Origin of the sequence: Pyxidicoccus caerfyrddinensis, from assembly GCF_010894405.1 — a bacterium.
GTDB classification, from domain to species: domain Bacteria; phylum Myxococcota; class Myxococcia; order Myxococcales; family Myxococcaceae; genus Myxococcus; species Myxococcus caerfyrddinensis.
In genome coordinates this window covers 19,535-30,941 of the sequence record NZ_JAAIYA010000050.1, presented here as the reverse complement: position 1 = coordinate 30,941, position 11,407 = coordinate 19,535, and the positions used below count along the sequence as shown (strand labels likewise).

Annotated in this window: 10 protein-coding genes; 1 reads left to right on the top strand and 9 read right to left on the bottom strand. The window is 66.2% G+C overall.

Annotation, left to right across the window (positions count from 1 at the left end; all coding sequences use genetic code 11):
* Positions 1-123: 123 nt before the first annotated feature.
* The 4 genes from G4D86_RS50785 to G4D86_RS50770 form a co-directional block, all read right to left on the bottom strand.
* Positions 124-2,250: an ATP-binding protein gene (locus G4D86_RS50785; protein WP_164002937.1), complete on the bottom strand. Its 2,127-nt coding sequence runs from the start codon at positions 2,248-2,250 to the stop codon at positions 124-126.
* A gap of 199 nt (positions 2,251-2,449) precedes the next feature.
* Entirely contained in the window at positions 2,450-3,505 is a 1,056-nt protein-coding gene (locus tag G4D86_RS50780) for a ribonuclease T2 family protein (protein WP_164002936.1), read from the bottom strand.
* Positions 3,506-3,673: 168 nt separating this feature from the next.
* Entirely contained in the window at positions 3,674-4,450 is a 777-nt protein-coding gene (locus tag G4D86_RS50775) for a bactofilin family protein (RefSeq protein WP_164002935.1), read from the bottom strand.
* Between the two features lie 102 nt (positions 4,451-4,552).
* The gene (locus tag G4D86_RS50770; protein ID WP_164002934.1) at positions 4,553-5,365 is read right to left on the bottom strand and encodes a helix-turn-helix domain-containing protein; all 813 of its coding nucleotides are present in this window, start codon (positions 5,363-5,365) and stop codon (positions 4,553-4,555) included.
* An 80-nt stretch (positions 5,366-5,445) separates the two neighbouring features.
* Between G4D86_RS50770 and G4D86_RS50765 the strand changes: the two genes are divergently transcribed.
* A complete protein-coding gene (locus G4D86_RS50765) occupies positions 5,446-6,186 on the top strand; it encodes a helix-turn-helix transcriptional regulator (RefSeq protein WP_240360950.1) in 741 nt (246 codons plus the stop codon).
* Here G4D86_RS50765 and G4D86_RS50760 read toward each other — a convergent pair.
* The 5 genes from G4D86_RS50760 to G4D86_RS50740 form a co-directional block, all read right to left on the bottom strand.
* Entirely contained in the window at positions 6,164-6,673 is a 510-nt protein-coding gene (locus tag G4D86_RS50760; RefSeq protein ID WP_164002933.1) for a DinB family protein, read from the bottom strand. The genes G4D86_RS50765 and G4D86_RS50760 overlap by 23 nt on opposite strands.
* A gap of 189 nt (positions 6,674-6,862) precedes the next feature.
* Positions 6,863-8,374, bottom strand: a complete 1,512-nt coding sequence (locus tag G4D86_RS50755) for a phosphatidylinositol-specific phospholipase C domain-containing protein (RefSeq protein ID WP_164002932.1) — start codon at positions 8,372-8,374, stop codon at positions 6,863-6,865.
* Positions 8,375-8,727: 353 nt separating this feature from the next.
* Positions 8,728-9,729 (bottom strand): NADP-dependent oxidoreductase, encoded by a 1,002-nt coding sequence (locus G4D86_RS50750; protein ID WP_164002931.1) that lies wholly within the window; start codon positions 9,727-9,729, stop codon positions 8,728-8,730.
* Positions 9,726-10,592, bottom strand: coding sequence for an oxidoreductase (locus G4D86_RS50745; RefSeq protein ID WP_205520423.1), 867 nt, complete (start codon positions 10,590-10,592; stop codon positions 9,726-9,728). Before G4D86_RS50745 ends, G4D86_RS50750 begins: the two co-directional genes overlap by 4 nt.
* A 128-nt stretch (positions 10,593-10,720) precedes the next feature.
* Positions 10,721-11,317, bottom strand: coding sequence for a TetR/AcrR family transcriptional regulator (locus tag G4D86_RS50740; protein WP_164002930.1), 597 nt, complete (start codon positions 11,315-11,317; stop codon positions 10,721-10,723).
* Positions 11,318-11,407: the final 90 nt, after the last annotated feature.

Here is an 11,407-nt window from a genome sequence, read left to right as displayed (position 1 = left end):
AGCCGGCTTCCAGCGTTCCATGCGCCACCTCCGTGAGGTGGCGACCTGATCACGCGGCGACAGCCCGCGTCGATCGCTCTCGCAAGTGTTCGACTTTCCTCGGGCCGAAACCTGATCGGTGCTCTAGGCCCGTCCCATCCGCTGGGGCTCCGGAGCGTTCCCGGCTTCTTCCAGGCCCAGGCTGTCGGTGCCGGGCAGCTCCACCGTGAAGGTGGAGCCTGCACCGGGCTCGCTCTCCAGGCGGATGGAGCCGCCCATCGCCTCGACGATGCGCCGCACGATGGGAAGGCTGAGGCCCAGCCCGCCGTAGCTTCGTGCCGTGCCCCCGTCCTGGAGCCGCTCGAAGAGGAGCGCCTGGTGCTCCGGCGCGATGCCGATGCCGTGGTCCCGGAGCACCAGCCGGGCCTGGTGCGCGTCGGCCGCGACCTCCACCTCGATGGGCTTGCCTGCCCCATAGCGCAGGGCATTGGAGAGCAGGTGGCCAATCACGTGCTCGAGCCAGGAGGGGTCCCACCGGCCCACCGCGGGGGCCTCGGCGCGGACGGTGACGGTGGAGGCCGCGTGCCCCACCTCCTGCCGGTAGTGCTCCACCACGTCCCGCGCGAGCGCGGCGAGGTCCACCTCCTTGAACCCGAGCTGGAGGTGCCCGGAGGTGATGGTCGAGATGTCCAGCAGCTTGTCGACCAGCCGGGACAGGTGCTGAATCTGGCGGTCGGCGTTCTCCAGGACTCGCTCCACGAACGCGGAAGGCACGCTGGCCAGCGGCTTCGTGTGCGCCAGGCGCAGCAGGCCCTGCACCCCCAGGCGCAGCGACGTGCACGGCGTCTTCAGCTCGTGGGAGGCGCTGGTGAGGAACTCGTCGCGGACATTGATGGCCTCTTCGGCGTCGCGGTACAGGCGGGCATTCTCCACGGCGAGGGCGGCGCGCAGCGCGAGCTCCTCGGCGAGGGTGAGGTCCGCGAGCCCGAAGACGCGGCCCTCCCGGGCCGACACGAACGTGAGCACGCCCAGCATGCGGCCCCGCGTCACCAGGGGCACCGACATGGAGGACTGGAAGCCGAGCTCCCGGACCCTGCGGAGCCGTTCCTCCGTCTGGGGCCCCAGGGGGTTGCCCGCCGGGTCGTGGGACGGGGTTCCGCTGCTCATCCCGGAGGAGAGGACCGAGCGCCCGGTATGCAGCACCGCGTCCACGCCCGTGAGGACATCGGGAGCCAGTTGCTCCAGTTCGTACGCGAGGCCTGCCTGGGCGCGGTCCTCGTGAGCCACGGAGACGACGCGGGTGGCCCCGTCTTCCTCCAGCAGCCGGAAGATGCAGCAGTCGGCGAGGAAGGGGACCGCCATGCGTGCGACCGCGGCGAGCGTCACCTCGTAGTTGAGCGTGCCGGCGACGAGCTTGCTGGCCTCGGCCAGGAAGGCGGAGCGCTTCTGGGACCCCTCCGCGGACGCGCGGGCCTTCTGTTCCTCGGTGAAGAGCAGGTACCGCTCCTGCTCGGCGAGCTTGCGGTCGGTGATGTTCCGCGCGAGCACCACGAGCCCCTTGCGCCGCCCATCCGGATGGAACAGCGGCACCTTGATGACGTCGTAGATGTACACCGTGCCATTGGGGGTGGGGATGCGCTCCTCGTTGCGGGAGAGGCCGCCCTTCGCCCAGGCCCTGCGGTCCGTCTCCGCGCAGCCGAGGAGGGCCTCCCGGTAGAAGGGCGAGTAGCCCGCGAGCTCCACGTCCGTCTTGCCCTGGTACTCGCCCCCCACCAGCCCGAAGAGCTTCAGGGCCGCCTCGTTGACGGCGAGCCAGCGCCCCTCGCCGTCCTTGAAGAAGATGGCGTCCGGAGAGGCATTGAAGAGCGTGCGCAGGTGGTCCTCGCTGTACTGGAGCGGCTCGTTCTCGCGGGGCCCCTGCTCGAGCAGCACCATCAGCCCGCCGAGCTCGGTGACGGGAGCGTGCTCCCCCGAGGTCCGCCGAACGCTGGTGCGAAACCAGAGCACGCTCCCGTCGGCGGCGATGACGCGGTGGACGCACTCCCGCCCCTCCCCATCCGCCGCCACGGACCGGCAGGCCCCGAGCGTGCGCTCCCGGTCGTCCGGGTGGAGGTGCTCGACCCAGAAGGAAGCGGCGAGCCACTCCTCGGCCGCGTACCCGAGCAGGCTGGCCGCCTGCTCGCTCACGTAGGTGAACCGGAGCGAGGGACTCTCGCCCCGCCACAGGATGGCGTGGAGCTGCTCCAGGAGCGCAGTGGATTCAGGGTCCATCGGCCTTCTCGGCGACTGGTGCTCGGCACGAAGCGGTGAGGCAACAAGGGAAGATTGGTGCCTTCGCGCCGCAAGGGCAGGGCGGTCCGGGCAACTCCAGCCCCCGGCTCCCGTTCCGGCCACCGGCCAGGGATGCGGCAAAGGGCTCGTGAGCTCCCGTCGTGGGCTGGGACGAGGAGGGGAAGGCCCACCCCAGGCGTCAGTGCTTCGGTACGGTGGTGCAACAGCCCGAGCGGGCGCAGCGGACGAAGCCCTGGGTCTGGCAGGTGTCATCACTCGTGCAGGCGGGCCCCTGGCCCGGCTGACCACACGTGGCACCCGGTCCACCCCCGCCATCAGGCTTCACGGCCTGGATGGACACGGTGGGACAGCGTGGCCGCTGGGGATTTCCCACGCAGCTGTTGCTGGTGCTGTCCGTCACGTTCTGGGGACAGGGGATGCGCGGCGTCGGGCGCCCCTGGTCGCCCACGCCGAAGCAGACGCCCACCTCCGCGAGGTTGCAACGCTCGTCACAGCGGAAGACCACGCTGCCTCTCACATCGAACGCCGAGCGCAGATCCTCCAGGGCCACCCCCCGGCCGATGTTGTCGCGCAGGAGCGCGGGCGTCCCCTGGTCGCCCGGGAGCGACAGCAGGGCATCGATGCTGCTGGAGAAGTAGCTCCTGGCATCCATCCCCGTGCAGCTTCCGTGTTTGGGCCACTCGTGGTTCGCGAGGAAGAAGTTGTCCGTGACGTACCCGGGGCCGTAGGTGTCCATGGTGTCTGGAATCGTGGCGGGGTCGGGGAAGCAGCGCGAGGGCGCTTTGCTGTCCAGGCATTCACAGAGCCCGCCGCAGTAGGCCGGGTACATGCACTTCTGCTGCTTCACCTCGGCGTCATTGAACTGGGGCCACAGCCCATGGATCGTGAGGTGCGTCGCGGCGAAGGTCCCGGCGAGCTTCTCGCACTGCTCCTTGTCTGGATGGCCCGGGCAGAAGTTCGGCGCCCACGTCAGCGCGAGCAGGTACGCGCCAAAGCGCGGCGTGGCACACGCTCCTCCGTCCGTCGCGGCGGAGTTGGAGGAGAAGCAGTTGCAGGCGGTGACCTGGGGGCGCCCGAACTCGAACTCGATGGCTTCCGGCGTCGCCAGGGCGAGCGGCCGGGCCGTGGCGGTCGGCGCCGTCGGTGGTGGCGCGGGAGGTGTTTCGGGATGCGTACGGCACCCCTGCGCGATGACCAGACAAGCCCACAGGGCAAGGCGCGGCGGGATGCGCATGGTTCCTCTTCCTCGGAATGGGTCGGCAGCGTCCCAATGTGCGGAGGCGTTGCAGTGCGCCACACCCCGCGCTCCGGTCCCGCCATCTGTCTGGGACTGCAGCCCGACCCTGCCCCGCCGTGCACGCTCAGCCAGCCCGGGGGGCCGGGCCGCTGCTTTGCCTCGAGTTTACTTTCTACGGCGGACGGAGGTCGTCTGCGCGAGCGCGGGCTGGCCACGTCGGACGAAGGCAGCGAGTTGCTCCGAGTCGATGGCATCGATCCACGGATCATCGGGATCGGCTTCCTCGCCCTCCTCGTCCTCGAACATCTCGTCGGCGAAGACCTTCAGCAGCTTGGGCGAGAGGAGGCCGCGGACGCGGCGGTCGGACTCCTCGATGAACGTGTGCTTCTGCTTGCTCCGGATGTGTTTTGCGTCTCCTGTCACGAGGCGCGCTTTCACGCCGCCATGCACGTTCACGGAGTGATACTGCGTGTAGACGAAGGGCGCGCGGACATCGCCGAACACCTCGCAGCAGGCATCGTTGCCGAGGAAGAGGATGGACCTCTCGGCGACGAGGTCGCCGTGCACCTCGAGGAAGCCCTCGGTGATGATGTCACCGGCCTGGAGAGAGCCTGTGACGACCACGACCGACTCCGGGTCGAGCGAGTCTTCGTAGCGGCCCTTCACCACGAGATTGCCTTCGACGATGAGGAGCCCGATGGACGGTCGCTTCCGGGTGGAGAGCGCGTCGAGGACGAGGCGCCCCTTGTGGTGGAGGATGTCACTGTTGGCGGAGTCGCCAGCGGCGCGCTGCTCGACGAAGCGCTTCGCGACGCGCAGGGTGCTCGACTTCGCGAACCTTCCGCGCACGTGTGTCTTCAGGAGCGCGAGCGCCGTGTCCGCCGTGAGGGTCCCCGCGTTGAAGCTTCTTGCCTTCGGAATCAGTGGTTTCTTGAGGGCCATGGGCCCACGCTACACCGCGGGCGTGAGTTGCGTGGCGCAACGTGATTGCTCGAACTCATGCCCCAAGCAGACGCCAGGAGAGGCCCCGCGTATTGGATCTTTCTACCTGTAGACCATGACGTGATCGGTGTCCGCGATCCGTGCCGCGAGGTACTCGCGCGGGCTCGACCCGGCGAGAGCGCGGAACTCGCGGATGAAGTGCGCCTGGTCGAAGTAGCCGTGCTCGCTGGCCAGGGCGGCGCCACGCAAGGCGCCGCGCTCCAGGTCGTGCAGTGCCGCTCGAAACCGCCGGACACGCCAGAAGGCCTTCGGGCTCAAGCCGACATGCTCACGAAAGAGCGCCAGGAGGCGTTTCGGCGAGAGCCCCGTCCGGCGATTGACCTCCGCGACCGACGGGAGGTCAGGCTCCTCGAACGCGCTGAGGGACACGCGAAGCGCGGGACTCAGCTCGAACGAACGGCGTGCGCTTTGGAGAAGGGCTGTTTCCAGGAGGTGCACGCGCTCGGCCGGCGTGGGCGCCTCCATGAGCCGCTCCCGCAGCGAGCGGCTCGAGGTGCCCCACAGCGCTTCCAGAGAGAGAGTCTGGTCTGCCAGTGCATCGGCAGGGACATCGAAGAAGGGGAGGGCGCCGCCAGGTCTGAATTTGACGCCGACGGTGGGGCCAAGAGAGGGGCCGATGATCAGCGGGCTGCTCCGTGCACCGCACAAGATTGCGCCGGAGACGTCGGTGGACTCGCTCGTGCTCTCGCTGGCGTAGATACGAACCGGGCTCTCGCCGAGGGGGACCACGAGCGCCTGCGTACCGGTCGGCAGCACGCGCTGTCGCGGTGCCTGCCCGACGTAGTTGTCGGAGACCCATAGGGATTCGACGAGCCGATCGAGCGGTGGCCTGGGTCGATAGAGCGTGTGCATCATGGCGTAGGTTTGGCAGCTCTTGCAGATGAGGATGGGAAGCTGATGGACCGGCGAATATCGACGTCACCCGAGGGAGCCAATTGAGCACGCAGGCACGGTTGGACGGTACGGTGTTCGCGTCGGGGACGCGGATGCTCTACGTGGGCCCCCTGGTTGCCACGAGGCGGCACGCGCACCATGCGGCCCAGATCGTCATCGCGCCGCAGGGGCTGGACATCGAGGACGGTGCCAACGGACGCATTCGCGCCTGTACGGCCGTCATTCCCCCACGCATGCCCCATGGACACAGCGCGTGCACACATGCTGCCCTCCTGTTCCTCGACGGAGATGACCTGGCGAGCCGAGCGCTCTCTCGTAACGCCGAGCCTCGGTGCGAGACGTGGGGGCGCGACACGCTCGAGGTGAGGCTCCCTCGCGAGCCTACGCCGGAGCAGGCACGCGCGCTCATCGACTCGATCCTCTCCGCCGTCGACCTGCATCAGCCACCGAGACCGCGACACCCGGCGGCACGCAGGATGTGCGCGTACCTCGATGGCTCGGACCCCGTCGACCTCGCGAGCCTTTCACACGAGGCCGGGCTCTCGCCCCGGCAGATGCGTCATGCCTTCGCGCGTGACGTCGGGCTCCCGATGCGCGCGTATCTGCGGTGGAAGCGCTTGCGCCGCGCCATCGCCGCGGTGGAGGAGGGGGCGAGCCTGAGTGACGCCGCGGCCTCTGCCGGGTTCGCGGACAGCGCCCACCTGACCCGCGTCTTCCGGGAGCAGTTCGGCATGACGCCAACGCAGGGGCTGAGCTCGGTCACGTGGCGGACGCTCGACTGACGAGGAACTCGGGGAAGCCGTCCCTCCGGCGCGGCATCCCGGCCTGTATCATGATGACGTCCACGTTTCCGCGATGATGGATCGTGTGTGTGATTACGTGGAGGATCATCGTGGCGGCGGTCATCGTCACGACCTTCCCGTCGGTGAAGCGCACGTCGCGAGGTCGTGCGAGTTCCTCCGGTCGGAGCGACGCGGTGGTATCCACATACCAGCGGTCGATGGTCTCGGATTCGAGATCGAGCTCCTCGAGAGAGGGAAAGACCGCCCTCTGTGTAGATGCGTAACCGTGCGCAACACCCTGCAGGTGGGCCTGGAAGATGCATCTGACGACATGGATGTGATCGAGGGCCCGCACGATCAAGTCCGCGCCCTTCTGCGACTCAAAGGAATCGACCGCGCGAAGGGCGGCGAAGAGCTGTCGGTTGGCCCACGCGGTGTGGGTGACGAGCATTTGGAGGGGCGTCGACGCCGGAAGAGGATGGTTCATACCTCCGAGCATAGGTAGCGATCGGATGGAGCGCTTGAACGCAACGGCGGACCCGACGCCAGGTCGCCAACGAGCCGGCGGTTCTGTTCTCCCAATCCGGTGCCCACCGCGTAGGTCAACACGCTCTCCGGCGGCGAGCGCCAGCGCCTCAAGCTGCCGCGCCGGCATCCCGCCGCCACCCGGGGCTCATCAAAGGTTGCTCATGATGACGGCTTCAACCAGATTGGAGCCATTCACGACGTCGCCGACATAGTCGATGTTGATGATGTTCGCCTTGGGACGGGCGATGCTTCCGGATTTGAAATAGGCGACCAACGGAGGGGTGTTCCTGAAGTGCTTCGCATAAAGCGAGTCAGCGGCCAGCTTGAACTGCCAGGGCGTATTGGTGTGCAGGATCCAGCAGGCGCCCTGCGGTCTGGTGTAGTTCTGGTAGGCGCCATAGATGTCTTGCGCGGTGGCCGCTGCATCGTCGAGGAACACCCCGTCGAGATCCATGTGCGTTCCGGGTCCAGAGCTCCAGGGGGACGCCAATATCTGCTGATTGGCGCTGTTCGTGTAGGTCCAGGACTGGGCCTGCCCCCAGGAGAAGAGCAGCAGGTTCTTGCCGAGGCTTTGCAGGAAGTTCGGAGTGAGCCTGGAGAAATCCCGCGGTGAGCCGTTCTGATCTTCACTGTTCAGGTGGTAGGGGTGGAGCTTGTCGAACACCAGCTCCCAGGCGGCCTTCAGCTTGCTATCGAAGACGCCGGGTTGGTCCTCGAGCAACAGCGATGCCATCACGACCTCCCGGGGGTGTTTCTCCAGGAAGGTGCTCAACTGGTCGACCGCATCCTGCAAGGTGACGGTTGACCAATCCTTGCCATGATAGATCTTCCAGATGTTGTCCGTGTCCTGCCAGGCCCGCAGATCGAAGTAGCGTGAGCCCGCCATCAACTGGTCGTAGATCTCCAGTCCCTGGGTCTGGCTCGTCACATTGCCCAGGGTCCGGCGTATCTGGCTGCAGCCAGCATCGTGGCTACCGGGGATGACAATCTCCGACAGGTGACGCGCGCCAATCGTGGCGTTGTGGTCGCCCATCCAGTTTTCATGCTTTGCACTGAAGCTGGCGGTCGGAATGAACTCAAACGTTATTTCGAACTCGTTGCCGGACTTCCAGTACCCCATGTAGTAGTCGTCATAGGTGTAGACGGGGCCATTGTCACTGTAGCGGCGAACGAGGAACTCGTTGGAGTCGGGCACGGGGATCAGCGTCAACTCATAGGTTCCGCCCGGCCCACCCTTGCCGTCGCCTTCCTGCCAGTAGCAATAGAAGCCATCGTTTCCCGAGCCGCCCAGAAAACGCGCTCCGCCGGGGTAGTTGAGAGCGCGCAGGTATTTCGGTGTAGACGCCTGCGCCGCGTCGTGGCTGGGCTGTTCGCGATCCGGTGGAGTGGCATCCGTGGCCAGGCCCACCCACTGAACCGCCAATACCCTGTCGTGCGGCGGGGTTGCATTCGGGTCGATATAGCTCGAGTAGCCGTCCTTCGAGCCGAGCCCCAGCCAGCCCAACAACTTCCGGTCTGACGACGTGCCAAGGATGCACCGCACCTTCACGTAGTACAGCTCGCCATAATAGTAGTTGCCCGTGACGGCCTGCGAGCTGTCGAGCGGGGCGGTAGCCTGGGTGGTGGCGGAGACGCCACCGGGCAGCGAGTCGAGTTTCATGAGGTCTTCTCCGGTTCGGGACAGCGGGTGCCTGGTGCGCCCGCGCTGGTGCACGACCCGTACCGGCCTCCTTGCCACGACAGTCCAAGGGGTTGCGTCGTGAGGGAAGGCGCCCGTGCGTGCCGGGCGCACGCGGCGCGTCCCGCGCGAACGCGGAGCTCGGGGGACCGACGTTCCGCCACTCGCAGTCCCTCACGCAGCACCAGCGCACTCACCAGGGCGATGTAGCAAGTACGCGTGCGCACCAGCGCCTCGCGCACGGCCAACTGCGCCCTCATGTGCCTCCGGGCCGCCGAGGTGTGGTGCGCCGCGCTGGTGGTGACGCGGGCGGGCGAGTCGGTCTCGGCCTTGTTCTATCGCACCTTGACGACGACCTTGCCTTTGGCACGTCCGGCTTCGACGTAGGCCATGGCCTCGTTGGTCGATTCGAATGGAAAGACCCGATCCATCACCGGGCGAATGGCCCCAGCATCAAGGAGAGAAGTGATCTCGCGCAATTGCTCTCCACTCGTCCACATGAAGAGAAATGAATAGCTGACGCCGCGGCGCTTTGCCTTTCGCCTGATTTGATAGCTCAAAATGCCCATCACCAGCTTCAGAAACCAGGACCCTCCGAGGTGTTTGGCAAACTCCGGATCAGGTGGACCCGAGATCGAGATGAGCTTCCCGCCAGGCTTGAGCACTCGGAGCGATTTTTCGAGCGTCTCCGCATCCAGGCTATTCAACACCACGTCGTAATCCTGCAAGACTTCCGCGAAATCCTCTTTCTTGTAATCGATGGCGACATCTGCGCCGAGACCCTTCACCAAATCGACATTCGCCGTGCTCGTCGTCGTCGCCACGAAAGCACCCACATGCTTGGCCAGCTGAATTGCAAATGTTCCCACACCACCGGAGCCCGCGTGGATGAGAACCTTCTGCCCCTTCTTCAGGTTCGCCCTTTCGATCAGCACCTGCCAGGCGGTCAGGCCCACCAGAGGGATTGACGCCGCTTCTTCCATGGTGAGGTTCTTTGGCTTGCTCGCCAGGGAATCTTCTTTGATGGAAATGAATTCCGCGAAAGTGCCAATTCGATGGTCAGCTGCCCGCGCATAGACCTCGTCGCCGGGCTTGAATCGCCGCACTCGAGATCCGACTCGAACCACGACGCCAGCCACGTCATGGCCCAGAATGATCGGGAGCCGGTACGGCAAGATGAGCTTGAACTCTCCGTCTCTGATTTTGGAATCCAGAAGGTTCACGCCAGCAGCGTGGACCTGGACCAATACGTCATCCTCCCGCAGCTCCGGGTCTGGCATTTCGCCGGCCCGGAGGCCCTTCTTGCTTCCATACCGATCGAGGACGAATGCCTTCATGAGATTTCTTCCCCAACGGCGGTCAGCGAGGCCTTCGGAGCGTCGAGCCGCAGGTCTTTTCGAATCGCGGAGTCGATCAGACCGGCAGGCGCAAATCTGCGGAGGAATCGCAGGCGGCCCGCGAGGCCACCGGCGGTGTATCGGAGCTTCGGGCGCGCCGCGCTGGCCGCTTCCAACACGACGTTGGCCACGACGCCCGGCGGGTCGGCAGCGGCCATCACACCCTTCACGGTGTCAGCCAGGGCCGCGCGAATCTCGCGGTACTCCTCGAGCTTCGCGTCGGGTTCCATGAAGTTCGAGTCGAACTGCGTCTTCGTGTACGCGGGCTCGATGACCGAGACCCGGATGCCCCTCGTGCGGAGCTCATGGTCGAGCGATTCCGAATACCCCTCGAGCGCGTGCTTGGTCGCGGCATAGAGCGCGCCGTACGGCATCGGCAGGAAACCAAGCACGGAGCCGATGTTGATGATGCGGCCAGCCCCCTGGCGTCGCATGTGGGGCACGACCGCGCGCGTCATCCGGAGGATCCCGAAGAAGTTCGTATCGAAGATCGACCGGGCTTGTTCGATCGAGCTCTCTTCCGCTGCGGCAGGGGCGACACCGAAGCCGGCGTTGTTCACGAGCAGGTCGATGCGGCCTTCCAGGCGAATCATTTCCCGGACGGCGGCTTCGACGGATTCATCATTGGTCACGTCCAGGGCCAGCATCTCGAACGTTCGAGACCCCGCCTGGGCTCCCCGTCTGCTGGTGCCGTAGACCTTGTAGCCAGCCGTCACGAGCCGCTCCGCCGTGGCTTCACCGATGCCTGATGAGGCACCCGTCACGAGCGCCGTCTTGCCATTCATAGTGTCTGCCTTCTTCATCGAGTTGCCTTCAGTGGGTGGTGATCAGGAACTCAGTGACCGCGGCGGTACAGCGGAGCGCGCGGGCTTTTATGACGATCGTCATATTCTTGAACGAGCTGAAATCTCACTGGCGAATTGGACATGGGTCAGTGGGGAGGGGTGGTGTCGTATTGCGAGAGCAATTGCCGGCGCACCGTGGCGAGCAGCGCCTTGCCTTCGGCGTTGGCCCCGAAGGCGCGCGCCAGCTGCAGTGCTCCGATCATCTGGCTTGCGATCACCTCGGCCGTGCCGGGCTCGACGTCTCGCGGCAGCGCGGCCCGCACCGCGGCCACCGTACTGCGTACGCTCCGTGCGGCGGCCTTGCGGACTTCCGGCGACTGCCGCGGCATTTCGGAAACGAGCGCGGCAACGGGACAGCCGCTCTCAGCTTCCTTCAAGTGGCCCTCGGACAAATAGGCCGCCACGAGTTTGTGAAACTCGCTGGCGCCCTTGAGGCGTGGGTCGCTGGCGGCGTGCGCGACATTTTTCGCGCTGTCCGCCGCCGCGCGTTCGAGCGCTTCGACCAGCAGGGCATCACGCGACGGGAAGTGCGCGTAGAAGCCGCCGTGGGTCAACCCGGCCTCCTTCATGATGTCGGCGACGCCGACACCGTCGAACCCCCCGCGGCGGATCGCCCGCGCAGCGGTTTCGACGATGCGCTCATGGCTCAGCGCCTTGCGGCCAGGCGGGCGAATCGGGGTCATGGTCGGAAGGTCCTGCGGAACATGATGACCATCATATCCGGGGCCCCGGCGGTTTCCACCCTATTTCACATGTCGATTGGGCGGCCGCTC